Below are 24,579 nucleotides of genomic sequence, written 5' to 3' on the forward strand. Positions count from 1 at the left end.
GGCGAACGGCACCCATATCGCACCGTTGCGCACGAAAGGCCCGGCGACGAGGCGCGGACCGGGTCAGGATGAGCGAGCGGCAGAGTGCAGGGCCCTCAGGCGGGCGATTCCCTCCACGGCCCGATACCCGTCCACTGCCTGGATGGCCAGCACGGGCATGTACTCGTCGTCGGGCAGGTCCAGCCGCGCCCATGACGCCCCGTCGGGGAACGCCACCCGGCGCACCACCTGCCAGGACAGCCGCTGGGTCGTCAGGATGTTGCGCACCTCGATGCCCTCGGCGTCGGCGCGCACGCGCGGCCGGGCGAGCAGGAGCACGCCGCCCGCGATCAGGAGCCCCAGCACCACGAGGGCCACCTGGTCGGCGAACCGGAAGTACACGCCGGTCTCGCTGCCTCGCAGCAGCACGGCCACCACGGTGAAGAGCACCAGCACCGCCACGGCGCCCACCCATGCGGCGATCATCACCTTGCGGGGCCGCACCACCACGGTCTCACCGGGCACGGCTGCACGCGGTGCGCGGGCCACCGCATCTGCGCGAGAGCCGCGGGCCGAGCCGTCGGCGTCCGGCTCCGGGGCGGCTGCAGTTGTGTCGGGGGCGGTGGGCGCCGCAGCCTCATCGGGCTCGCGGCGGGCCGCAGCGCCGGAGGCGGCAACCGATGGGGCTGCCGGCGCCGGGCTGGTGCGGCCGGGGTCGGTCATCGCCGGCCTCGTAGCTCACTCAGCGCGAGCGCGGTGTGCAACGCGGCGAGACACGCCTCCGCACCCTTGTCCTCGACCGACCCGGGGGCGCCGGAGCGGTCCACCGCCTGGGCCCTGGTGTCGCAGGTGAGCACGCCGTTGCCCACGGGGGTGCGCTCGTCCAGCGCCACACGCGTGAGCCCGGCGGTCACGGCGTCACAGACATACTCGAAATGCGGGGTGCCACCACGGATCACCGCCCCGAGCGCCACCACCGCGTCGTGGTTGGTGGCGAGTTCCTGGCAGACCACGGGCAACTCCACGGTGCCCGGCACCCGCACCACGGTCGGGCTCTCCACGCCGGCCTTCTGCGCTATCTCCAGCGCGCGTTCCAGGAGCGTGTCCACGATGTCGGCGTGCCAGGTGGTCGCCACCACGGCCAGCCGCAGCCGGGAGGCGTCCGGGATCTCCTGGTGGGCCGGCCGTCCCTCGCCGCTCATCTCGTGGCCACCTCGTTCACGTGCCTGTCCCGTCCGCCGTCACGGGCGGGGCCACCTCGTCGAGACCGGGCAGGTCGTGGCCCATCCGGTCGCGCTTCGTGCGCAGGTAGCGCAGGTTCTCGCGGCTCGCCCGCACCGGCAACGGCACGCGGCCGATGATGGTGAGACCGTAGCCCTCGAGGCCCGCGCGCTTGTCGGGGTTGTTGGTGAGCAGCCGCATCGACTTGATGCCGAGGTCGGCCAGGATCTGCGCGCCGATGCCGTAGTCCCGTGCGTCGGCCGGCAGGCCGAGCGCGAGGTTGGCATCCACGGTGTCGGCTCCGGCCTCCTGCAGCTGGTAGGCCTGCAGCTTGTGCAGCAGGCCGATCCCCCGGCCCTCGTGGCCGCGCATGTAGAGCACCACGCCCCGGCCCTCCTCGGCCACGGCGGCCAGCGCCGCGTCGAGCTGCGGGCCGCAGTCGCAGCGCATCGAGCCCAGCACGTCGCCGGTGAGGCACTCGGAGTGCACCCGCACCAGCACGTCCTCCCCGCTGCTCTCCGGAGTGCCCACGTCGCCGCGCACCATCGCGATGTGCTCGATCCCGTCGAGCAGCGAGTCGTAGCCGTAGGCGATGAAGTCGCCGTGCGCGGTGGGGATGCGGGCCTGCGCCACGCGCACCACGTGCTTCTCGAAGCGGCGGCGGTAGGCGATCAGGTCACAGATCGTGATCAGCGTGAGGTCGTGGTCCTCGGCGAACACGCGCAGCTCGTCGCCGCGCGCCATGTCGCCCTCGTTCTTCTGCGACACGATCTCGCACAGTGCGCCCGCCGGGGAGAGCCCGGCGAGCCGAGCGAGGTCCACGGCCGCCTCGGTGTGCCCGGCCCGGCGCAGCACGCCGCCCTCACGGGCCCGCAGCGGCAGCACGTGGCCAGGACGCACCAGGTCGGCGGGGCCCGCGGCCGGGTCGGCCAGCAGCCGGATGGTGTGAGCCCGGTCGGTGGCCGAGATCCCGGTGGTGATCCCCGCCTTCGCGTCCACCGTCACCGTGAACGCGGTGCGGAAGTTGTCGCCGTTGGAGTGGTGCATCGGAGGCAGGTCGAGGCGGTCGCACTCCTGCTCGGTGAGCGCCACGCAGATATAGCCGGAGGTGTAGCGCACCATGAACGACACGAGCTCCGGCGTGGCCATTTCGGCCGCGAAGATCAGGTCGCCCTCGTTCTCGCGGTCCTCGTCGTCGACCACTACCACGGGTTTGCCCGCACGGAGGTCGGCCACTGCCCGCTCGATCGCCTCGAAGCCGCTCAGCGGCGCTCCGGCCGAGTTCGCGGCGCCACCGGCGGTGCCGGGCGTCGCCTCCTCCGCGGATTCCTGTCCGTCCATCGACCCACCGTTCACCGGACCACCGTTTTCTGCCCCGCTCACCGGGCTCTGGCCTCCTCGCCGACGGTCACCGCGCCAGCGGGGCGGTCACCACCGACGTACCCGGCAGCGAGCCGTTCCACATACTTCGCGACGACATCAGCCTCCAGGTTCACGGTATCCCCCACCTCCCGCAAACCGAGTGTGGTGTGTGACAAGGTCGTAGGAATCAGTGCCACCACGAAGCTGTCGGACGTCACGCCTGCCACGGTCAGCGACACGCCGTCCACAGCAATGGAGCCCTTCTCCACCACGTACCGCGCCAGCTCCGGCGGAAGGCTGAACCGCAGCTCGTCGCTGCGCTCGCCGGGGGTACGGGAGAGCAGCGTCGCCACGCCGTCGACGTGGCCCTGCACGATGTGACCGCCGAGCCGACCCGTCACGGGCACGGCGCGCTCCAGGTTCACCTGTGCTCCCGTTGCCACCGCCGAGAGGCTCGAGCGTTTCAGTGTCTCGGGCACGAGCTCCACGGTGAATGTGCCGTCGGTGCTCCCGTCCGGATCCACCACCGTGAGACACACGCCGTTCACGGCGATCGAGTCACCGTGCCGGGCGTCCGAGGTGACGGTCCGGCCGCGAACGGTCAGCACCACCACCTCGGCACTCTCGCGCACACCGACCACCTCGCCGATCTCCTCGACGATCCCGGTGAACATCTGGGAGCTCCCCTTCCGCCGCCGCAGCTGCACTGTGTACAACGCGAGCCGCCGCTGATCCTTACCCGCGCGATCATCCTCGCCGGGGGGCACGCCTGTTCAGGACGTCCACCCTCGGTGCGGCGACGCGCGCACCACCTGCTCCCGCAACGCCTCCACCGCCCGCGCCGGGTCCTCGGCGCCGTACACGGCAGAGCCGGCCACGAAACAATCCACCCCCGCCTCGGCCGCCGCCTCGATCGTCGCCTCGTTGATGCCGCCGTCGATCTCCACCAGCAGGGTGAGGTGGCCGGTGTCCACCATCCGGCGCGCCGCACGCACCTTGTCGAGCACGTCCGGCATGAAGCTCTGCCCGCCGAACCCCGGCTCCACGCTCATCACGAGGAGGGTGTCGTAGTGGCGCAAGGTCTCCACGTACGGCTCCAGCGGCGTGCCCGGCTTGATCGAGAGACCGGCCCGCGCCCCGGCCGCCCTCAGATCCGCGGCGAGGGCCACCGGGTCGTGCGCCGCCTCGACGTGCACAGTCACATTGTGCGCGCCCGCCTCGGCGTAACCCACCGCCCAACGGTCGGGATCCTCGATCATCAGGTGGCAGTCCAGCGGAATGTCCGTGGAGCGGAGCAGCGCTTCCACGACCGGCAGCCCGATTGTGAGATTGGGCACGAAGTGAGCGTCCATCACGTCGACGTGCAGCCAGTCGGCGCCGCGATCGGGCTTGCCGGCCACAGCGGCGGCCTCGTCAGCGAGCCGCGCGAAGTCGGCCGCGAGAATGCTCGGGGCGATGAACGGGTGCACGCGCGGAAGGTTACGCGGCGGGCGGTGGGCGGCCCGGTCGACCGCCTGACCGGCCGGCGGTAGCGCCTCGCAGCTGCTCGGCGGCACGGCTGGCGTTCCAGGTGCCGCTGCCGGAACTGTCGGTGCCACGCGCTTCACTGTCTCCATGCCAGCACCCGTGTCGATCGACGAGCAGCTCGAGGAGCTGCTCGCCGGCGAGCTGCCTGCTGTCGCGGCACTCGTCCACCGGCTCCGCGCCGTGGTTCGCGCCGCCCATCCCGACCTTCGCGAGCGCGTCAATTCCGGATGGCACGGGCTCGCCTTCCACCATCCGCGCGCCGGCTACGTGTGTGCGCTGTTCCCCCGCGACGGTGGGGTCAACGTCGGCTTCGAGCACGGGGGCGACCTGCCGGATCCCCACGGACGTCTACTCGGCGAAGGCCGCCGTACGCGGGATGTACGCGTGGAGGTCGACGCCGGAGCGAGCGAGGAGGACGTGGTGGTCGACTACCTCGACCTGGCGGTCGACTGGGCACTCGACCGGGCTGCCGCCGGCAAGGGCGGCAAAGCCCGCTGAGCCCGGTTCACGCACGCAGCAGCGTGAGGAACATGGCGTCGGTTCCGTGCCGATGCGGCCAGAGCTGCACGCTGGGGCCGTCGCCGAGATCCGGCACGCCGGGCAGGTACTGCCTGGCGTCGAGCTGTTCCACCTTCGGATGCTTGCGCAGCACACCGGTCACCACGCCGAGCGTCTCGGCGAGGTGTGGGGAGCACGTCACGTAGGCCACCACTCCGCCGGGCCGCACATGGCGCAACGCCGCCGTCAGCAGCTCGCGCTGAAGCTTCGTCAGCCCGGACACGTCCTCCGGCTGCCGCCGCCAGCGCGCCTCGGGGCGCCGGCGCAGCGCTCCGAGCCCGGTGCACGGCGCATCCACCAGCACGCGGTCGTAGGCGCCATCGGGCAACGGCGCCTCGCGTCCGTCGGCGGTGTGCACGGTGACCGGCAGACCGTCGGTGGCCCGGTGCACCAGGTCGGCCCGGTGGGTGCTCACCTCCACAGCGTCGACGGCAGCGCCTTCGAGGGCGGCGATGCCGCCGAGAAGCGCGGTCTTTCCGCCCGGGCCCGCACACAGGTCCAGCCACTGGCCCGTGCCGTCACCGGTGAGCTCGGCCCGTGTGAGGGCGAGCGCCACCAGCTGGCTTCCCTCGTCCTGCACCAGGGCGAGCCCTTCGCTCACCACGTCGAGCTCGCCGATGTCGCCGGTGCCCGGCTCGAGGTGCACCCCGTACGGGGAGTACGGCGCCACCTCACCGCCCGTCACGAGGGCCAGCTCCTCCGCGGTGATCTCGCCAGGCCGCGCCAACAGGTGCACCGCGGGTCGGGCGTCGTCGGCGGCCAGGGCGGCGTCGAGCTCCTCCGGGGCGCGCAGGGCGTCGGCGAACGCCTGGGCGATCCAACGGGGATGGGCGTGCGCCATCGCCGCGTGGCCCACCGGGTCCTCGTCGGCCGGTGGAGCCAGTCGCTCCACCCAGGCCTGCTCGTCGCGCTCCCCCACCTTGCGCAGGATCGCGTTGACGAAGCCCGCTGCCCGGCTCCCCGCATCGCCGCGCACGAGCTCCACGGTGGTGTCCACAGCCGCATGGGCCGGGATCCGCGTACGCAGGAGCTGGTAGGCCCCGAGCCGGAGGGCGTCGAGCAGCGCGGGCTCCACACGGATCAGCGGCCGGTCCGTGCAGGCCTCGATCACCGTGTCGAGCAACCCGCGGGCCCGCAACGTGCCGTAGCCGAGCTCGGTGGCGAGCGCCGCCTCCCGGTCGCGCAGACGGTGGCGCCGCAGGATCGCCGGGAGTGCCAGGTTGGCGTAGGCATTGCGCACGCGCACCGCGGTGAGCAGTTCGAGCGCCGCCTGGCGCGACGGATCCGGTTCCGGTGGACGCGGCGGTCCCGTGCGCCCCCGTGGTGGTCCGGCCTGACGATGGGTGCCGCCGGGCTCGGGTCCGGGCCGCCTGCGGGGCCGCCGTCCGGGGGCGCTCACGCTGCCCACCCGCGCGAAGCCCTGGCAGCGGCGTTGGCCGGTAGGTCGGGGGGCCGACGAGGAAGGGTCATGTCAGCAGCTCCCCAGGCTCGATGCGTGCCCCGCGTGCCCAGTCGGGGGCCGGCATCGCGCGCTTGCCGACCGGGAGCACCTCACCCAGCTGCAGGGGCGCCGTGGCCGTGCCGACCAGGACCCGGCGTTTCTCCACGTGCAGCTCCCCCGGTTTGAGCACGGGTGGCTCGGCGTCCGTCACGGGTGCCGCCGGCCCGAGCCCGAGCCGGTCACCACGAAACGTGCTCCACGCACCGGGCTCCGGTGTGACCGACCTGATCAGGCGGTCGACCGCCAGCGGCGGCAGTGCCCACTCGACGCGGGCGTCCGCGGTGGTCACCTTCGGTGCGTGCGAGACCCCGTCGGAGGGCTGGGGCTGCGGGCGCAGGGTGCCGGCGGCGATGCCGTCCATGGTGGCGAGCAGCAGCGCCGCCCCGGAGGTGGCCAACCTATCCAGCAGGTCACCCGAGGTGTCGGTCGGGCGCACGGTCTCGGTGACCACGCCGAACGTCGGCCCCGTGTCGAGGCCCTCCTCGAGCAGGAACGTGGTGGCGCCGGTGACCTCGTCGCCGTGGCGCACCGCGGCCTGCACCGGTGCGGCACCGCGCCAGGCCGGGAGGAGCGAGAAGTGGAGGTTGACCCAGCCGCGGCGCGGGATGTCCAGCGCGGCACGAGGCACGAGCGCGCCGTAGGCGACCACCGGGCAGCAGTCCGGCGCGAGCTCGCCGAGATGGGCGAGAAAATCCGGATCCGACGGGCGGCGGGGGGTGAGCACGGGGATGCCGGCCTCGTCGGCGAGGGCTCCCACCGGCGACCGCACGAGCTTGCGGCCCCGGCCTGCGGGAGCATCGGGACGGGTGACCACCGCGGCCACCTCGTGCCGCGGCGACTCGAGCAGCGCCCGTAGGGACGGCACCGCGGGCTCCGGGGTGCCGGCGAACACGAGCTTCACGGGAACTACCTGGCCTTGCCGAAGAGGGGATGCGGGCTGACCTCGACGCGCGGCGCGGGGGCACCGAACCACTCGGCGGCCCGGATCTCGGCCATGGCCTGCTTGCGGGTCTCCGCGTCGAGCCGGTCGACGAACAGCACGCCGTCGAGATGATCGGTCTCGTGCTGGATGCAGCGGGCGAGCCGCTCGCTCCCCTCGACCGTGACCGGCTCACCGTGCTCGTTCCAGCCGTGGGCCACCACGTGCAGGTGCCGGCGGCAGTCCCACCGCAGCCCGGGGATCGACAGGCACCCTTCCGGCCCCATCTGCTCCTCGTCACCCACGACATCGAAGGTCGGGTTGATCAGGTGCCCCGCGAAGTCGTCGCAGTCGTAGGTGAACACCCGGAGGCCGACGCCCAGCTGCGGCGCGGCGAGGCCCGCGCCACCCTCGTCGTGCATCGTGTCGGTGAGGTCGGCGACCAGTTTGCGCAGCTCGGCGTCGAAGGTGGTGACCTCGACGGCCGGGGTGCGCAACACGGGATCGCCGAAGAGCCTGATCGGCTGGACGGACACAGATCTCCTTGCGACGAACGACAGGCAAACGAACGGCGGGCAAACAAGACAGCGGGCAAACGAACGGAGCGGGTAGGCGCAGCCCTCAATTCTGCCACGCCGGAGTCGGGGTCCGGACCGGACCGACCCGCCGCCGGCGGTCAGCCGATCTCCACGGGATCGAGGCGCACCCGCACCGGATCGGGCACCTTGCGGGCGGTGCGCGCCGCCTGCGCGGCGTGGAGGGCCGCGGCCATGGCCCGACCCTCGGCACGCGGCACCCGCAGCAGCGCACGCTCGCGGATCTCGGGCGGCTCGTCGCCGGGGCCGCCCGCGCCCGGCCCGACCGGGTCGAGCTCGACCGGCCCGAGCACCTCGACCGCCTTCGGCAGCTCCGCCAGAACCTCCGCGACGGCCGCCGCTGTGCCCTCCACGGCCGCCATCCGCATCGCCGGCGGAAACCCGACCTCGGCGCGCGACGCGTACTCGGCCGCCGCGTGGCCCGCGGGGTCCCAGCGCACCAGGGCCTGCACCACCGGGATCGCGGCATCGGCCATGACGACCACCCGACCGCCACGGGTGTGCGGGACGACGAGCGCCGCAGCGGCCATCCAGCGCCGGAGCGTCTCCTCGGCCACACGGAGGTCGGGCCGCGACAGCAGCGCCCACCCGTCGAGCAGCAGCGCAGCGCCGTAGCCGCCTGGGGCGCGCGGCTCGGCACCGGGGGTGGCGACCACGAGCTCCGGCCGGGCGGCCACCTCCGTGTGCACCGGTGCACCCCCGCCGGACAGGCGAACGGTGATGCCGGGGAACGCCCGCCCGAGCTCCTCGGCCGTGCGTCCGGACCCGACGACCCCGGCCCGCAGCCGCCGTGACCCGCAGGCCGGGCAGCGGAACGCGCTGTCGGCCCGGCCGCACCAGCGGCAATGCGGAAGCCCGGCGGACGCGGCGTCTGAGGGCCCGGCGCGTCCCGCACCGGTGGGGCGCGCGTCAGCTCCGGCCGTGGCACGTCCGGCCTGGTGGACGAGGCCGAGTGGGCCCGCGCAATGCCGGCAGCGGGCGGTCTCCCGGCAGGCACCGCAGGCAAGCCAGGGCAGGTACCCCGCCCGCGGTACCTGCACGAGCACCGGCAGCCCGGAACCGAGCGCCGAGCGGGCCGCCTCGAATGCGATGTGGGGCAGCCGGGCGGCACGCGAGTCGGGGTCGCGGGCGAACTGGCCTGCGGTCTCCTCGAGCGCGGTGATCCGGGGCATGGCGGCGCGGACGGTGGCGCGATCGGCGACGACCTCGCGGGCCCACCCGGACTCGACGAGCAGGTGGGCCTCCGCGGTGCGGGCGAAGCCGCCCACCAGCAGCGCCGCCCCCGCGCTGTGGGCCCGCAGCACGAGCACGTCGCGGACATGCGGGTAGGGAGCCCGGGGTTCGGCGTGCAGATCGTCGCCGTCGTCCCAGACGGCGAGCAGGCCGAGCCTCTCCACCGGGGCGAACGCCGCCGACCGCGTGCCCACCACGACCCGGATCTGCCCGCGGCGCACCGCGAGCCACCGGCGATACCGCTCCGCCGGACCCAGCTCGGCAGTGAGCGCGACCACCTCACCGGCACCCAGCCGAGCGGCGCAGGCGTCGTGGAGCGCCGCGACGTCGCGCAGGTCGGGTACGACGAGCACAGCTCCGCGCCCCGCGGCGACCGTGGCCGCGGCGGCCTCGGCGAGCCGCTCGGGCCAGCACTCTCCCGGCAGTGCCTGCCAGACAGCGTGGGCGGCCCGGCCACCGGCGAGCGCGTCGAGCAGGGCAGGCCCGCGCTGGTATCGGCGCCACGCGTCGGATACGACGCCGGGCCGCTGCGTAGAGCCCCCGGGAGGCTCCTCTGGCCCACCACCTGCCTCGTCCGCGGACTCCGCCGGCTCGCCATCGAGCTGGTCGACACGCGCTCCACCGGCCGGAACCACGGACCCGGTTCCAGGCCGCTGCACGTGCTCCGGGACAGGAAGATCGGCGGGATCCCCAGGCTGCCCCGCGGGCCCGTCACCGGAGTCGGCCCCGGGACCACCCCCGGCGTGGTCGGGCTCGCCGCCCGGCCGATGCGCGGTTGCGCCGGCGGAGTGCGCGGGCCGCCCCGTGGGTGCGCCAGCGGGGACGAGCTCGGGAACAGCACTGACCGCTACGGAATCGCCCCCGGACCGCCGGGCAGGCTCCACGACAGCCGGGACGGCGGAATCCGCCGGTTGTTGCTCGTCGCCCGGCTCGGTGGCACGCGAGGCGGGCTCCTTGGGCGCCTCATTCTCCACCCGGGCGTGGCGGGGCGGCACGGCGAGGCGCAGCACGTCGGCGAACACGCCCGCGTACCGGTCGGCGACCGTGCGGCAGAGCGCGGCCACCTCCGGGCTGAGCACGGGCTCGGGTGAGACCACCTTCTCCACCCAGGCGAGCTTGCCGGTGTGGGCGGACTCGGCCACCCGCTCCAGCAGGAAGCCGTCGACCAGACGCCCGGCGAAGCGCACCCGCAGCCGCACCCCCGGCACAGCGACCGAGTCGAGATGCTCGGGTACGCAATAGTCGAACGGGCGGTCCAGGTGGGCGAGCGCGACGTCGACCGCGACGCGCGCCACCGGCAGTCGGGCGGCCGGGCGCCACTCACCGCGGTTGCGGGCGGGTCGGGCCACGGAACCTCCTCGCTGCCGGCCGCCCGGTCTACCAGACGACATCGGGCCGGCCCGCGACAGACCGTTGCCGGCACCGACAACCTGCTCGGAACCGCCAACCAGTGCTCCGTGCCCGGTTGTGAGTGCACCAGGCGGCACGCCGCCAGGAAGCCGGGCAGGCGCCTCCTCCCCCGTGGCCGCCTCCGAGACGACGGCGAGCCCAGCCGGGTGGAGACCGGCGAGCCGACGGGGGCGCTGTGTCATGTTCATGCCGCCATCGTGACGACGGCATCCGACAGTCCCGGTGGACAGGCGGCCCGGTCGGACCGTCCGTCCACAGGACCGGCGGCGAACGAAATGAGCGGCTGCAGGCTCGCGTCAGGCGCCGGCCGCGGCCTTCAGCGCGTCGGCACGCGCGATGCTCTCCCACGGCAGGTCCACGTCGGTGCGGCCGAAGTGGCCGTACGCCGCCGTCTGCGCGTAGATCGGGCGCAGCAGGTCGAGGTCGCGGATGATCGCGGCCGGGCGCAGGTCGAACACCTCGGTGATCGCCGACTGGATCTTCTGCGGGTCGACGTGCTCGGTGCCGAAGGTCTCGACGAAGAGGCCGACGGGGGCCGCCTTGCCGATGGCGTAGGCCACCTGGACCTCGATGCGCTCGGCCAGGCCCGCGGCCACCGCGTTCTTGGCGACCCAGCGCATTGCGTACGCGGCGGACCGGTCGACCTTCGACGGGTCCTTGCCGGAGAACGCGCCGCCGCCGTGGCGGGCGAACCCGCCGTAGGTGTCGACGATGATCTTGCGGCCGGTCAGGCCCGCGTCACCCATCGGGCCGCCGACGACGAACCGGCCGGTCGGGTTGACCAGCAGCCGCAGGTCCCCGACGTCGAGCCCGAGCTCCCGGATCTCGGGGTCCACGACGTACTCGCGGATGTCGGGGGCGAGCATGCCGTCCAGGTCGATGTCGGCGGCGTGCTGGCTCGAGACCACGACCGTGTCGAGCCGGACGGCCTTGTCGCCGTCGTACTCGATGGTGACCTGGGTCTTGCCGTCGGGCCGCAGGTACGGAAGCACGCCGGACTTGCGGACGTCGGTGAGCCGGCGGGCCAGCCGGTGGGCGAGCGCGATCGGGAGCGGCAGCAGCTCGGGGGTGTCGGTGTTGGCGTAGCCGAACATGAGGCCCTGGTCGCCCGCACCCTGGCGGGCGATCTCGTCCTCGCTCGACTCGACGCGGCTCTCGTAGGCGGTGTCGACGCCCTGGGCGATGTCGGCCGACTGCGCGCCGATCGCCACGTTCACCCCGCAGGACGCTCCGTCGAAGCCCTTCGCCGACGAGTCGTAGCCGATCTCGAGGACCTTCTCCCGCACCAGCGTGGGGATGTCGGCGTAGGCGCTGGTCGTGACCTCTCCGGCGACGTGCACCTGGCCCGTGGTGACGAGCGTCTCCACGGCCACACGGCTGCGGGGGTCCTGAGCGAGGAGCGCGTCGAGCACCGTGTCACTGATGGCGTCGCACATCTTGTCCGGGTGACCCTCGGTCACCGACTCGCTGGTGAACAACCGCCGGCCTGCGTTCGCCACGCCGTACTCCGTCCGTTATCGCTCGATCGCCACTTCCGCGACCGCTGCTCAGGTGATCTCCGACCGTCGAGCCTAGTCGACCGATGCGCGCGACCTGCGAGGTGTGGCCCTCGACTCGCCCTCTGACACAGGGTGATCGCATCGCCGACATTTCGGCGCGATCACTCTTTCCGGTGAATTGGATCCCCCGACCGGATCGATTCCGCGACTCCTCGTTGGGAGCGGTGGACGACCGCCGCAGCGCATGCCCACCTCGGGGAGGAACGCGATGATGAAGGCACCCACCACATTCGAGTACCGACCGGGGCGCCGGACGGCTGCGGTCGGCGCCGTGGTGGCGATAGGGGTCGCCGGCCTCATGGGACTGGTCGCCGGAACGGCCACAGCGGCCCCGCCCGGCAGGTGCGTCGAGAACCTCAATGTGCGCGCCGAGCCGGACGCCGCGGCGCCGGTCGTCGCGGTGTGCCGGGCTCGCTCGGAGACGCGACTCGGCCCGACGCGCGGTGGGTACGTCGAGCTGACGGACCTGGGTGGATGGGCCGCACTGCAGTACGTCTCCACAGCCGAGACCACCGTGGCCGATCCCGTGCCGAACACCCCGGACCAGAACGTGGCTGTCACGCCGAACCCCAGGCAACAGACCGCGGTGCGCGGCTGACGCCTGCCCGGCCCCGGGTCAGAGGCGGGCCGCCACTGCGTCCCAGAGGTGGGAGGCCAGAAGCGCCTTGGAGCCCGCCCCCAGCTCGGTCTCGCTGCCGTCGGCGCCCAGCAGCCACCCGGAGTTCTCGGCCACCTCGAAGGCCTTGCCGTCGCCCACCGCGTTGACGACGAGCAGGTCACAACCCTTGCGGGCGAGCTTGACCCGGCCGTGGTGCAAGGCGTCCCCGGTGGCGTCACCGGTCTCGGCGGCGAAGCCCACCACGATCTGGCCGGGCTCGCGCGCCCCCACGAGCTCGATGAGGATGTCGGGATTGAGGGTGAGAGCGAGGGGCGGTGGCTCGTTCCCGTCCTTCTTGATCTTGTGCCCGGCAAGGGCGCTGGGCCGGAAGTCGGCCACCGCAGCGTTCATCACCACGGCATCGGCGCCCTTGGCCGCCGCGCGCATGGCGTCGCGAAGCTCCAGCGCAGAGCCGGCGCGGACGACGTCGACACCGGCGGGATCGCCGAGATCGGCGGTGTGTGCCGCCACGAGCGTGACGGCCGCTCCGCGCTGCGCCGCCACCCGGGCGATCGCGTAGCCCTGCCGGCCCGAGGACCGGTTGCCGAGGAAGCGCACAGGGTCGAGCGCCTCGCGGGTGCCCCCTGCGGACACGACGACACGACGGCCGACCAGATCGCGGGGCAACGCGTCGCCACGTTCGAGGAGCAGGCGGGCGAACTCGGCGATCTCGACGGGATCGGGCAGCCGCCCCGCGCCGGAGTCCTTCCCGGTGAGGCGGCCCGACGCGGGCTCCAGAACGACGACGCCGCGGGAGCGCAGCACCTCGACGTTGGCACGCGTGGCCGGGTGCTCCCACATCTCGGTGTGCATGGCCGGGGCGAACAACACCGGGCACCGAGCGGTGAGCAGCGACGCCGTGAGCAGGTCGTCAGCGCGACCTGCGGCGGCACGGGCCATGAGATCGGCCGTGGCCGGGGCCACTACCACGAGGTCGGCCTCCTGGCCGAGCTTCACGTGCGGCACCGATGGCACGTCGGTGAACACGCCCGTGTGCACCGGCTGCCCCGAGAGCGCCTCGAACGTGGCGGCGCCGACGAACTCCAGGGCCGAGGCCGTGGGAAGCACACGCACCGAATGGCCGGTCTCGGTGAGCCGGCGCAGCAGTTCGGCGCTCTTGTAGGCCGCGATACCGCCGGCCACCCCGAGCAGCACCCGGGGTGGAGTCAGGGAGTTCATGTCCGACCTCGCGACAGGAGATCGAGGGTTACTGCTCGCCCTCGGTGTGCTCGAGCAGCCCGGCCTGGATCTCGCGCATGGCGATCGAGAGCGGCTTCTCGCGCGGGCCCGGCTCCACGAGCGGGCCGACGTACTCGAGCAGGCCCTCGCCGAGCTGCGAGTAGTAGTCGTTGATCTGGCGGGCGCGCTTGGCTGCGTAGATCACCAGCGCGTACTTCGAGCTGACCTGCCCGAGCAGGTCGTCGATGGGCGGGTTGGTGATGCCCTCGGGGGTGGCACCGGCTACGGGGGCGGTCAGCGGCATGCTCACGAAGAAGACTCCTGGGTGTGGTCGGGCGTCGGGACCGGGTCACGGACGGGTCGAGCGAGCGACGGATCGACGTGAGACGGGCCGACCAACAATTCTACCAACTGCGCCGCCACGTCCTTCAACTCGTCGTTGACCACGACCACGTCGAACTCGCGGCGGGCGGCCATCTCCTCGCGCGCTGTTTCGAGCCTACGCTCGAACTGCGGCTGCGACTCGGTGCCACGCCCGCGCAGGCGCCGGGCCAATTCCTCGAACGAGGGCGGCTCCAGGAAGACTGTGATGGCTTCCGGAAGGGCGGCCTTGATGGCCCGTGCGCCTTGCAGGTCGACCTCGACGAGCACCGGGCGTCCGGCGGCGAGCGCCTCCTCGACGGGCTCGCGAGGGGTGCCGGAGCGTTGTAGGCCGCCGTGGATCTCGGCCCATTCGAGCAGCTCTCCGCGCTCGATCAGATCATCGAAGCCCGACGGCCCGACGAAGCGGTAGTGCACGCCGTCGATCTCACCGGCGCGTGGGTCTCTGGTGGTGGCGGAAACACTGAAGTACAGCGTGGGTAGCTGCGCGCGCAGCCTCGTGACCACGCTGCTCTTGCCGACGCCGGAGGGACCGGCCAGAACTACCAGCCGGCCCCTCCGCCCGTGCGGGCCCGTGCGGCTACTGATCCTGAGCTCGCAAGCTCGCTCAGGACTCGAAGTCGGCCAGCAGCGCCTTGCGCTGCCGGTCGCCGAGGCCCCGCAGACGACGCGACGGCGCAATCTCGAGCCGCTCCATGATCTGAGCGGCACGGACCTTGCCGACGCCTGGCATGGCCTCGAGCAACGCCGAGACCTTCATCTTGCCCAGCACCTCATCAGTGTCGGACTGCTTGAGAACCTCCCCAAGGGTGGTTCCCCCGCGCTTGAGCCGGTCCTTCAGCTCGGCCCGGGCCCGGCGCGCCGCAGCCGCCTTCTCCAAGGCTGCTGCGCGCTGTTCCTCGGTCAGCTGGGGAAGGGCCACGGTCTCCTCCGTCTTTCCTCGTGCGGCCTGGAATCAGGGCGCATCCTCACCACCGTCGCGGGCGTGCCGCGGCTATCACCGAACGTACTCACGCCTACCACGGAAGGGGAAACGGGGGGTGCCACCTGGAGGTTCTTTCGGCTGACACACATCTCACCGATACCACGTGAAAGGGTGGGAACGGGTATACGACCCGCCCGTTCACCGCACGGTGGATACCGTCCCCCTGACGGGTGTTCAAATGTCGCAGATGCTGTCAGAAGCAACTAACGCCCTTGGCTTGTGAAGTGATCTCCATGGGCCACGTCCGTTTTGTCCGGAACCGACTTGGTCACGTCAGATCGTCGCGCAACCGCTCAGCCGCCGCGCGTACATCGAGAGGGTCCGGCCCGGCCGACAACACCGATCGGGCCGCCGCGGGCAGCACGATCCCGCTCACGGCGGCGAATCGGGCCCTGATGTCCGATGGACCGGCCCCCTGCGCGCCGAGCCCGGGTGCGAGCACCGCGCCGTTCAGCTGCGACAGGTCGAGGCCGTGGTCGTTCGTTGCCCCGATCACCACTCCGACGTCGCCGAGCGGCGCGACCTCGGCATTGCGGGCGGCTGCGGCGTCCACCACGGCCTGGGCGACGCTGCGACCCGCCCGCTCCGCGAGCTGCACCTCCGCGCCCTCCGGGTTGGACGTCCTGGCCAGCACGAACGCGCCCCGCCCGGCGTCGGTAGCGGCATCGAGCGCCGGGGCGAGCGAGCCGAAACCGAGGTAGGGAGAGAGCGTGATGGCGTCGGCGGCCAGCGGCGCACCGATGGCCAGGTAAGCGTCCGCGTACCCGTCCATCGTCGAGCCGATGTCCCCGCGCTTGGCGTCGAGCAGCGTCAGAGTCGGACTCTCCGCGAGCGCCATCAGCACGCGTTCCAGGACCACGATCCCGGCCGAGCCGTGCCGCTCGAAGAACGCCGACTGGGGCTTGACCACGGCAACGTGCCCGGCGAGCGCCTCCACGCACGACATCGCGAACCGGTCCAGCCCGTCCGGATCGTCGGTGAGGCCCCACTCGGCCAAGAGCCCCGGGTGCGGGTCGATCCCGACGCACAACGTGCCGTACCGGGAGACCGCCTTGGCAAGCCGTTCGCCGAACCTGGCGCCGTCCTGGACGGTCATGACTCCGCCTCCGCGGGAACGAGCACGTCGGCGGTCATGATTCCGCCTCCGCGGGAACGAGCACGTCGACGGTCACGAGCGCGCCTTTCGCAGGGCCGCGTGTGCGTCCTGCAGCGACCGCACCCCGATCGTGCCGCCGATCATCGCCTCGATCCCCTGCACCGCCGCCGCCGCGCCCTGCACGGTGGTGACGCACGGGACGCCGCGCGACACGGCGGCCGCCCGGATCTCGTAGCCGTCCACCCGCGGCCCGGAGTTCCCGTACGGGGTGTTGATGATCATGTCGACCTCGCCTGCGAGGATCATGTCGATGATCGTCTCGCCACCCTCGAAGTGCTTGCGCACCACGGTGGTGGCCACCCCGTGCCGGCGCAGCACGTCGGCCGTGCCCTCCGTGGCCAGCATTTCGAAGCCGAGCGCCGCGAGCCGCAGGGCCGGGAACACCATTGCCCGCTTGTCCCGGTCGGCGATCGAGACGAACACGCGGCCCGACGTGGGCAACGAGCCATAGGCCGCGGCCTGCGACTTGGCGAACGCCGCGCCGAAGGCGGCGTCGAAGCCCATCACCTCGCCGGTCGACTTCATCTCCGGGCCGAGCAGCGAGTCGACACCCTCACCGTCGCGGGTGCGGAAGCGGTGGAACGGGAGCACCGCCTCCTTGACGGCGATCGGGGCGTCGGGCGGCAGCTCGCCGCCGTCGCCCTCGGCGGGGAGCAGCCCCTCCTCGCGGAGCTGGGCGATCGACGCGCCGAGCATGATCCGCGCCGCGGCCTTGGCGAGCGGCACGGCCGTCGCCTTGGACACGAACGGCACGGTGCGCGACGCACGCGGGTTGGCCTCCAGCACGTACAAGGTCTCGCCGTGCAGCGCGTACTGGACGTTGAGCAGCCCGCGTACTCCCACACCGTGCGCGATCGCCTCGGTGGAGCGGCGCACCTGCTCCAGCACCGAGCGGCCCAAGGTGATGGGCGGCAGGGCGCAGGAGGAGTCGCCGGAGTGGATGCCCGCCTCCTCGATGTGCTCCATCACGCCGCCGAGGAAGACCTCGGTGCCGTCGCACAGCGCGTCGACGTCGATCTCGACCGCGTCGTCGAGGAAACGGTCGACGAGAACCGGACGTTCGGGGCTGATCTCGGTGGCCCGGGAGATGTACGCGGCGAGCGTCTCGTCGTCGTAGACGATCTCCATCCCGCGCCCGCCCAGCACGTACGAGGGCCGGACGAGCACCGGGTAGCCGATCCGCTCGGCGATCTCGCGTGCCTCGTCGAAGGAGGTGGCCATGCCGAAGGCAGGCGCCGGGAGGCCCGCGTTGCGCAGGACCTCGCCGAACGCGCCGCGGTCCTCCGCGAGGTCGATGGCCGCGGCCGACGTGCCGACGACGGGCACGCCCGCCGCCGTCAGCCGCTGCGCGAGCCCGAGCGGCGTCTGGCCACCCAGCTGCACCAGGACGCCCGCCACGGTGCCGCTGCTCTGCTCGGCGTGGACGACCTCGATCACGTCCTCGAAGGTGAGCGGCTCGAAGTAGAGCCGGTCGGCCGTGTCGTAGTCGGTGGAGACGGTCTCCGGGTTGCAGTTGACCATCACGGTCTCGAACCCGGCCTCCCGCAGCGCCATCACCGCGTGCACGCACGAGTAGTCGAACTCGATGCCCTGGCCGATCCGGTTCGGTCCGGAGCCGAGGATCAGCACCTTCGGCTTCTCGGTCTGAGGCGCGATCTCCGACTCCGCAGCGGGGTCGGTCTCGTAGGCGCTGTAGTGGTACGGGGTGCGCGCGGCGAACTCGGCCGCGCAGGTGTCCACCGTCTTGTAGACCGGACGGATTCCGAGGCTGTGGCGCAACGTGCGCACCCCGTCCTCCCCCGCGAACTCCGGGCGCAACGCGGCGAGCTGGCGATCCGAGATCCCTGCGCGCTTCGCCCGGCGCAGCAGCGGCTCGTCGAGCACCGGAGCGCCGATGATGTCCCCGCGCAGCTCGGTGAGCGCGGCGATCTGGTCGACGAACCAGGGATCGATGGTGGAGCGCTCCGCCACCTCGGCCACGCTCGCCCCGGCGCGCAGGGCCCGCTCGACGGCGTAGATGCGCCCGTCGAGAGCGGTGTGGACGTCAGGCTCGGTGTCCGGGTCGGGCGTGGTCCAGAATCCGGCGGCAGACGTCTCCATCGAGCGCAGCGCCTTGCCCAGCGCCTCGGGGAACGAGCGACCGAGTGCCATCGCCTCGCCGACGCTCTTCATCGTGGTGGTGAGCTCGGGGTCGGCACCGGGGAACTTCTCGAATGCGAACCGCGGGATCTTCACCACCACGTAGTCGAGGGTCGGCTCGAACGCGGCGGGGGTTTCGCCGGTGATGTCGTTGCGGATCTCGTCGAGGGTGTAGCCGATCGCGAGCTTCGCCGCGATCTTCGCGATCGGGAAACCGGTGGCCTTGGACGCCAGCGCCGACGACCGCGAGACACGCGGGTTCATCTCGATCACGACCAGGCGTCCGGTTGCGGGGTTGACCGCGAACTGGATGTTGCACCCACCCGTGTCGACGCCGACCGCCCGCAGCACGGCGATGCCCACGTCCCGCATGTGCTGGTACTCACGGTCGGTGAGGGTCATGGCGGGCGCGACGGTGATCGAGTCGCCGGTGTGCACGCCCATCGGGTCGATGTTCTCGATCGAGCAGACGACGACAACGTTGTCGTGGTGGTCGCGCATCAGCTCGAGCTCGTACTCCTTCCACCCGAGCACCGACTCCTCGATCAGCACCTCCGTCACCGGAGACGCCGCGAGCCCCGCGCCGGCGAGCCGCTCCAGGTCCTCGGCGGAGTGCGCCATTCCGGAGCCGAGCCCGCCCATCGTGAACGACGGCCTGATGACGACCGGGAGGCCGAGCTCCGCGGCCGCGGTCCGCACCTCGTCCATCGAGTGGCAGACGGACGAGCGGGGGACGTCTCCCCCGACCGACTGCACGATCTCCTTGAACTTCAGCCGGTCCTCGCCGCGCTGGATGGCGTCGATGTCGGCGCCGATCAGCTCGACGTCGTAGCGCTCCAGCACGCCGCGCTCGTGGAGTGCGACCGCCGTGTTCAGCGCGGTCTGGCCGCCCAGCGTGGCCAGGATCGCGTCCGGGCGCTCGGCGGCGATGACCTGCTCCACGAACTCCGGCGTGATCGGCTCGATGTAGGTGGCGTCGGCGAACTCGGGGTCGGTCATGATCGTGGCCGGGTTGGAGTTGACGAGCGAGACGCGGATGCCCTCGGCCTGCAGCACGCGGCAGGCCTGCGTGCCGGAGTAGTCGAACTCGCACGCCTGGCCAATGACGATCGGCCCGGAGCCGATCACCATCACGTGCCGGATGTCGTCGCGCTTGGGCATCAGGCGTCTTCCCCTTGTGGAACGTCGGCATGGCTCGTCTCGGTGCGCAGACTGTGGCGGCCGGAGGCCGCGCCTGCGTCCATCAGCTCCACGAACCGGTCGAACAGGTCGGCGGCGTCGTGCGGGCCGGCTGCGGCCTCCGGGTGGTACTGCACGCTGAACGCGGGCACCTCGAGCGCCCGCAGGCCCTCGACGCAGCCGTCGTTCGGGCAGGTGTGGGTGATCTCGGCAGGCCCGAACGGGGTGTCGAACCGCTCCCCCGCCTCGCCCTCCACGGCGAACCCGTGGTTCTGAGAGGTGATCGCCACGCGGCCGGTGGCGTGCTCGACGACCGGGATGTTGATGCCGCGGTGGCCGTAGCGCAGCTTGTAGGTGCCGCGGCCGAGCGCGCGCGCGAGGATCTGGTTGCCGAAGCAGATCCCGAAAAGCGGGATCCGGCGCTCCAGCACCTGCTGGGTGAGCGCCACCGGCGCGTCCGCCGTGGCAGGGTCGCCCGGCCCGTTGGACAGGAAGAACCCGTCGGGGTTCAGCGCCTCGATCGCTTCGATCGAGGTGTTCGCCGGAAGTACGTGCACCTCGATGCCGCGCTCGGCGAGCATCCGCGGCGTGTTCGACTTGATCCCGACGTCGAGCGCGGCCACCCGCAGGCGGGGCGGGCCGGTCGGAGCCACCACGTAGGGCTCCGGTGTCGTGACGGCGCCGTAGAGGTCGGCGCCCACCATCGGCGGGCTCGCGAGCACGCGGCCGACCAGTTCGTCGGAGGAGGCCAGCGCATCGCCGGAGAACACCCCGGCCCGCATGGCCCCGCGCTCACGCAGATGCCTGACCAGCGCGCGCGTGTCGATGCCCGCCACGCCGACGACCCCCTGCTCCGCGAGCGCGTCGCCGAGGGACCGGCGCGAGCGCCAGTTCGACGGCGTGCGGCTCGGGTCGCGCACGACGTAGCCCGCCACCTGGATCTGCGCCGACTCGTCGTCCTCGTCGTTCCAGCCGGTGTTGCCGATCTGTGGGGCCGTCTGCACCACGATCTGCCGGTGGTAGGAGGGGTCGGTCAGCGTCTCCTGGTATCCGGTCATCCCGGTGGTGAACACGGCCTCGCCGAGCCCTTGCCCGGTGGCCCCGTAGGCCTCACCGCGGAAGATCCGGCCGTCCTCCAGCACGAGCATCGCCGTCATGCCTGCACCTCCCCCTGCCTCGTGGTGATCCGGCCGCGCAGCACAGTGGCCGCCACGGTGGCCGGTAACCGCATGCCCTCGTACGGCGTGTTGGACGCTCGGCTCGCGAGCTTCGCGCCCCGCACCGTCCAGACTCCGTCGGGGTCGACGAGCGCGAAGTTCGCGGGCTCGCCAACGGCGATCGGACGGCCCTGGTCGGGCAGCCCGGCGATCTCGGCGGGCCGCTCCGACAGGACCCGGGCGACACCGCGCCAGTCCAGCAACCCCGGCTCCAGCATCGTGTGCACCACCACCGACAGCGCGGTCTGCAGCCCGAGCATGCCTGGCCGGGCTGCTTCCCACTCCGTGTCCTTGTACTGGGCCGCGTGCGGGGCGTGGTCGGTGGCGACGACGTCGATGACGCCCTCGGCCAGCGCCTCGCGCATCGCCTTGGTGTCGGCCCCGGTGCGCAGCGGCGGGTTGACCTTGTTCACGGGGTCGTAGCTGCCGAGCGTGGCATCGGTGAGCAGCAGATGGTGCGGGGTGACCTCGGCGCTCACCCGCACCCCGGCCGCCTTCGCGGCCCGCAGCACGCCGATCGTGTGCGCCGAGGACACGTGACACACGTGCAGCGCGGCCCCCGCCTCGCGGGCCAGCGCACAGTCGCGCGCGACGATCGTCTCCTCGGCGGTGGCGGGCCAGCCGGCCAGCCCGAGCCGGGACGCGACAACGCCCTCGTGCGCCTGCGCGCCCCCCGTGAGCCGGTGGTCCTCGGCATGCTGGGCGATGACGACGTCGAGCGCGGAGGCGTACTCGAGCGCGCGACGCATGATCAGCGGGTCGTGCACGCAGCGGCCGTCGTCGCTGAACATCTTCACCCGGGCCCGCGAGCGCGCCATCGTGCCGAGCTCGGCCATCTTGACGCCCTCGCTGCCCACCGTGACCGCGCCGACCGGGTGCACGTCGACCAGCCCGACCTCCTCGCCGCGACGGCGCACGTGCTCGACCACCACGGCCGTGTCGGCCACCGGGTCGGTGTTGGGCATCGCGAAGACCGCGGTGTAGCCGCCGAGAGCGGCGGCGGCGGACCCGGTGGCGACGTCCTCCGACTCCTCACCGCCGGGCTCCCGCAGGTGGGTGTGCAGGTCGACGAACCCGGGGAGAAGGACGTTCCCGCCCGCGTCGAGGACCTCGACGCCGTCCGGTGCGTCGAGGTCGCGGCCCATCTCCGTGACCACACCGTCGCGCACGAGCAGGTCGACGGCGTCCCCGCCGTAGGGCCGGGCTCCGGTGATCAGCAGGTCGCTCACGTGTTCCTTCCGTCCGCGGGCCGTCATTCCGGGGCTCCGGCCAAGAGGTGGTACAGCACGGCCATCCGGACGTGCACGCCGTTGGCGACCTGCGCGAGGATCGCCGCGCTCGGGCTGTCGGCCACGCTCGGCGCGATCTCCATCCCCCGCACCATCGGGCCGGGGTGCAGCACCACCGCGTGCTCGGGCAGCAGCGCGGCGCGCTCGGCCGAGAGGCCGTAGGTGATCGCGTACTCGCGGGCGGACGGGAAGAACGCGCCGTGCATCCGCTCGGCCTGCACCCGCAGCATCATCACCGCGTCCAGCGCGGGGAGCTCCGCGTCCAGCTCCGTGCCGACGCGGCACGGCCATTCGCCGACGCCGGTGGGAAGCAGCGTGGGCGGCGCCACGAGCACCACCTCAGCGCCCAGCGTGGCCAGCAGTTGGACGTTCGACCGCGCGACACGGCTGTGGAGCACGTCCCCGACGATGCCGATCCGGCGCCCGGCGATCCCGCCGAGCCGGTCCCGCAGCGTGGCTGCGTCCAGCAGTGCCTGCGTGGGGTGCTCGTGCGTGCCGTCACCGGCGTTGACCACCGAGGTGTGTGTGCCCGTGGTCTCCCGGTCGCGGTCGATCCAGCTCGCGAGGCGGTGGGCCGCACCGGACGCGGGATGACGGACGATCACGCAGTCGGCGCCCATCGCCGAGAGGGTGAGCGAGGTGTCGCGCAGCGACTCCCCCTTCGACACCGACGAGCCACGGGCACTCACGTTGACGGTGTCGGCGCTCATCCACTTCCCGGCGATCTCGAACGAGACGCGGGTGCGCGTGGAGTCCTCGTAGAACATCGTGATCACCGTGCGCCCGCGCAGCGTCGGCAGCTTGCGCACCTCGCGGCCCAGCAACGCCTGCCGGAGCCGGTCGGCGGTGTCGAGCAGGCCGGTGGCCGCGGCGGCGTCCAGATCGGTGACGGACAGCAGGTGCTTCATACGTCCTGCTCCGTGCGGCGCAGCCGGACGCCGTCGCTGCCGTCGACCTCGTCCAGTAGTACAAGGATCTGCTCATCGCGAGCGGTCGGCACGTTCTTCCCCACGTAGTCGGCGCGGATCGGCAGTTCCCGGTGGCCCCGGTCGACCAGCACCGCGAGCTGTACCGCACGCGGACGCCCGTGGTCGGACAGCGCGTCGAGCGCCGCCCGCACGGTGCGTCCGGACATCAGCACGTCGTCGACGAGCACCACGAGCGCGTCGTCGAGGCCGCCGTCGGGCACGGCGGTGTCCTCCAGCGCACGCGCCGGACGCCTGCGCAGATCGTCGCGGTAGAGCGTGGGGTCGACGGAGCCGACGGGCGGGGCGCTGCCCTCGAACTCGGCGATCTTGTCGGCGAGCCGGCGGGCCAGCACGGTGCCGCGGGTGGGGATGCCGATGAGCACGACGCCCTCGGCACCCGCGGTCTTCTCGATGATCTGATGCGCGATACGCGCGATCGTGCGGGTGACATCGGCAGCGCTCAGCAGCTCCCTGGAGGGAGCGCTCGCACCAGCCGGGTCCCCGCGGCGGTCGTCCGCCACGAGTCGCTCCTTCCCCGCCTCACCGGACGGGTCTTAAAGGAAATCCGGTCGATCGAAACGCTACCAGCGAGCCCCGCCGGGAACCCCTGCAACGCATCCCGGCATCATGAGCGTCACACCGCGTGGGATCCGCCACTGGCGACATCACCCTGAACCGGCCGCCGCCGGTGCAGTGAACTGTCACCATGGGAGAAGGCAGCGACGCAGCCACCGCGGCGTAACGCCTGGCGGGGGACCCTCGATCAGCCGTTCGAGTGGTCCTCACGCTCTACGGCCCCGGGAGGGGGCAGCCAACTTGACCGATCGGCCACGCGAGCGCATGATTACTCTCCGTATTGATTGATTGCTCCCAGGGTGGCCGCGGTTGCGGGGGGCACCACCTCGGGACGGGACCCGGCGCACCACCGACGCGTCGGACGACACCCGCACCACCGGTACGAATTCGGTCCCGCGGCCGATGAACCAGCAAGTGAGGAGGTCGCCAGATGGGCGACTACGCCAAGGCGCTCGGCGGCAAACTCCGGGCCATCAGGCAGCAGCAGGGGTTGTCGCTCCACGGCGTCGAGCAGAAGTCCGGTGGCCGCTGGAAGGCGGTCGTTGTGGGCTCCTACGAGCGCGGCGACCGCGCGGTCACCGTGCAGAAGCTGGCCGAACTGGCCGACTTCTACGGCGTGCCCGTCGCCGAGCTGCTTCCTGAGGGTCGTGTTCCCTCCGGTTCCGAGCCGGCCACGAAGATCGTCATCAACCTGGAGCGGTTGCAGCAGCTGCCTGCCGACAAGGTCGGGCCGCTGGCGCGCTACGCCGCTGCCATCCAGAGCCAGCGCGGCGACTACAACGGCAAGGTGCTCTCGATCCGCGCCGAGGACCTGCGGTCGCTGTCGATCATCTATGACATGACGCCGGGCGAGCTCACCGACCAGCTCATCGAGTGGGGCGTGCTCCCACCCGAGGCCCGCCCCACCGCATAGTCCGGCCACGCCCATCGGCGCGCGGGCGCCGGTGGGCTGCGGTCGATGCGACTCCGGGTGCGTGCACACGGGCG

At 72.4% G+C, this 24,579-nt stretch carries 23 protein-coding genes; 3 read left to right on the forward strand and 20 right to left on the reverse strand.

Translation table 11 applies throughout. The annotated features are described in order from the left end of the window. Positions 1-63: 63 nt before the first annotated feature. The 5 genes from ABD743_RS36410 to rpe all read right to left on the reverse strand — a co-directional run bounded on the left by ABD743_RS36410 (position 64) and on the right by rpe (position 4,031). The gene (locus ABD743_RS36410; protein ID WP_344728091.1) at positions 64-465 is read right to left on the reverse strand and encodes a PH domain-containing protein; all 402 of its coding nucleotides are present in this window, start codon (positions 463-465) and stop codon (positions 64-66) included. Between the two features lie 233 nt (positions 466-698). Then, on the reverse strand, positions 699-1,181 hold the full coding sequence (ribH, locus tag ABD743_RS36415) for a 6,7-dimethyl-8-ribityllumazine synthase (RefSeq protein ID WP_344727934.1): 483 nt from the start codon (positions 1,179-1,181) through the stop codon (positions 699-701). A 16-nt stretch (positions 1,182-1,197) separates the two neighbouring features. After that, positions 1,198-2,583: a bifunctional 3,4-dihydroxy-2-butanone-4-phosphate synthase/GTP cyclohydrolase II gene (locus ABD743_RS36420; protein ID WP_344727936.1), complete on the reverse strand. Its 1,386-nt coding sequence runs from the start codon at positions 2,581-2,583 to the stop codon at positions 1,198-1,200. After that, positions 2,580-3,236: a riboflavin synthase gene (locus ABD743_RS36425; protein ID WP_344727937.1), complete on the reverse strand. Its 657-nt coding sequence runs from the start codon at positions 3,234-3,236 to the stop codon at positions 2,580-2,582. The genes ABD743_RS36420 and ABD743_RS36425 overlap by 4 nt, the downstream gene beginning before the upstream one ends. Positions 3,237-3,335: 99 nt before the next feature. Beyond that, positions 3,336-4,031, reverse strand: a complete 696-nt coding sequence (gene rpe, locus ABD743_RS36430; protein WP_344727938.1) for a ribulose-phosphate 3-epimerase — start codon at positions 4,029-4,031, stop codon at positions 3,336-3,338. 145 nt (positions 4,032-4,176) lie between these two features. Between rpe and ABD743_RS36435 the strand changes: the two genes are divergently transcribed. Then, the gene (locus tag ABD743_RS36435; RefSeq protein ID WP_344727940.1) at positions 4,177-4,587 is read left to right on the forward strand and encodes a DUF1801 domain-containing protein; all 411 of its coding nucleotides are present in this window, start codon (positions 4,177-4,179) and stop codon (positions 4,585-4,587) included. A 7-nt stretch (positions 4,588-4,594) separates the two neighbouring features. Here ABD743_RS36435 and ABD743_RS36440 read toward each other — a convergent pair whose 3' ends face one another. From ABD743_RS36440 to metK, 5 genes are all read right to left on the reverse strand, one after another. Further along, a complete protein-coding gene (locus ABD743_RS36440) occupies positions 4,595-6,046 on the reverse strand; it encodes an RsmB/NOP family class I SAM-dependent RNA methyltransferase (protein WP_344727941.1) in 1,452 nt (483 codons plus the stop codon). A gap of 67 nt (positions 6,047-6,113) precedes the next feature. Next, positions 6,114-7,049, reverse strand: coding sequence for a methionyl-tRNA formyltransferase (fmt, locus tag ABD743_RS36445; RefSeq protein ID WP_344727942.1), 936 nt, complete (start codon positions 7,047-7,049; stop codon positions 6,114-6,116). Positions 7,050-7,054: 5 nt separating this feature from the next. Next, entirely contained in the window at positions 7,055-7,603 is a 549-nt protein-coding gene (def, locus tag ABD743_RS36450) for a peptide deformylase (RefSeq protein WP_344727943.1), read from the reverse strand. Positions 7,604-7,743: 140 nt separating this feature from the next. Further along, positions 7,744-10,245 carry a primosomal protein N' family DNA-binding protein gene (locus ABD743_RS36455; RefSeq protein WP_344727944.1) on the reverse strand — a complete coding sequence of 834 codons (2,502 nt, stop codon included), beginning with the start codon at positions 10,243-10,245 and terminating at the stop codon, positions 7,744-7,746. A gap of 357 nt (positions 10,246-10,602) precedes the next feature. Next, the gene (metK, locus tag ABD743_RS36460; protein ID WP_344727945.1) at positions 10,603-11,805 is read right to left on the reverse strand and encodes a methionine adenosyltransferase; all 1,203 of its coding nucleotides are present in this window, start codon (positions 11,803-11,805) and stop codon (positions 10,603-10,605) included. 268 nt (positions 11,806-12,073) lie between these two features. Here metK and ABD743_RS36465 point away from each other — a divergent pair, with 268 nt between their 5' ends. Then, positions 12,074-12,463 carry a hypothetical protein gene (locus ABD743_RS36465; protein WP_344727947.1) on the forward strand — a complete coding sequence of 130 codons (390 nt, stop codon included), beginning with the start codon at positions 12,074-12,076 and terminating at the stop codon, positions 12,461-12,463. 18 nt (positions 12,464-12,481) lie between these two features. On the opposite strand, the gene coaBC is transcribed toward ABD743_RS36465, so the two are convergent. From coaBC to pyrR, 10 genes are all read right to left on the reverse strand, one after another. Beyond that, positions 12,482-13,702: a bifunctional phosphopantothenoylcysteine decarboxylase/phosphopantothenate--cysteine ligase CoaBC gene (gene coaBC, locus ABD743_RS36470; RefSeq protein ID WP_344727949.1), complete on the reverse strand. Its 1,221-nt coding sequence runs from the start codon at positions 13,700-13,702 to the stop codon at positions 12,482-12,484. 28 nt (positions 13,703-13,730) lie between these two features. Then, positions 13,731-14,006, reverse strand: a complete 276-nt coding sequence (gene rpoZ / locus ABD743_RS36475; RefSeq protein ID WP_344728093.1) for a DNA-directed RNA polymerase subunit omega — start codon at positions 14,004-14,006, stop codon at positions 13,731-13,733. Positions 14,007-14,008: 2 nt separating this feature from the next. After that, positions 14,009-14,671: a guanylate kinase gene (gmk, locus tag ABD743_RS36480; protein WP_344728094.1), complete on the reverse strand. Its 663-nt coding sequence runs from the start codon at positions 14,669-14,671 to the stop codon at positions 14,009-14,011. Between the two features lie 19 nt (positions 14,672-14,690). Then, positions 14,691-15,005, reverse strand: a complete 315-nt coding sequence (mihF, locus tag ABD743_RS36485) for an integration host factor, actinobacterial type (protein ID WP_094928871.1) — start codon at positions 15,003-15,005, stop codon at positions 14,691-14,693. A gap of 331 nt (positions 15,006-15,336) precedes the next feature. Then, positions 15,337-16,164: an orotidine-5'-phosphate decarboxylase gene (gene pyrF, locus ABD743_RS36490; RefSeq protein ID WP_344727951.1), complete on the reverse strand. Its 828-nt coding sequence runs from the start codon at positions 16,162-16,164 to the stop codon at positions 15,337-15,339. 72 nt (positions 16,165-16,236) lie between these two features. After that, the gene (gene carB, locus ABD743_RS36495; protein ID WP_344727953.1) at positions 16,237-19,524 is read right to left on the reverse strand and encodes a carbamoyl-phosphate synthase large subunit; all 3,288 of its coding nucleotides are present in this window, start codon (positions 19,522-19,524) and stop codon (positions 16,237-16,239) included. Then, a complete protein-coding gene (gene carA / locus ABD743_RS36500; RefSeq protein WP_344727955.1) occupies positions 19,524-20,699 on the reverse strand; it encodes a glutamine-hydrolyzing carbamoyl-phosphate synthase small subunit in 1,176 nt (391 codons plus the stop codon). Before carA ends, carB begins: the two co-directional genes overlap by 1 nt. Next, positions 20,696-21,988, reverse strand: a complete 1,293-nt coding sequence (locus tag ABD743_RS36505) for a dihydroorotase (protein ID WP_344727956.1) — start codon at positions 21,986-21,988, stop codon at positions 20,696-20,698. Before ABD743_RS36505 ends, carA begins: the two co-directional genes overlap by 4 nt. 23 nt (positions 21,989-22,011) lie before the next feature. Beyond that, positions 22,012-22,956 (reverse strand): aspartate carbamoyltransferase catalytic subunit, encoded by a 945-nt coding sequence (locus ABD743_RS36510; RefSeq protein ID WP_344727957.1) that lies wholly within the window; start codon positions 22,954-22,956, stop codon positions 22,012-22,014. Next, positions 22,953-23,537 (reverse strand): bifunctional pyr operon transcriptional regulator/uracil phosphoribosyltransferase PyrR, encoded by a 585-nt coding sequence (pyrR, locus tag ABD743_RS36515; protein WP_344727959.1) that lies wholly within the window; start codon positions 23,535-23,537, stop codon positions 22,953-22,955. Before pyrR ends, ABD743_RS36510 begins: the two co-directional genes overlap by 4 nt. A gap of 485 nt (positions 23,538-24,022) precedes the next feature. Between pyrR and bldD the strand changes: the two genes are divergently transcribed. Beyond that, entirely contained in the window at positions 24,023-24,505 is a 483-nt protein-coding gene (bldD, locus tag ABD743_RS36520) for a transcriptional regulator BldD (RefSeq protein ID WP_169397551.1), read from the forward strand. Positions 24,506-24,579: the final 74 nt, after the last annotated feature.

The sequence above is a fragment of the Pseudonocardia yunnanensis genome, assembly GCF_039534065.1.
Classification (GTDB): domain Bacteria; phylum Actinomycetota; class Actinomycetes; order Mycobacteriales; family Pseudonocardiaceae; genus Pseudonocardia; species Pseudonocardia yunnanensis.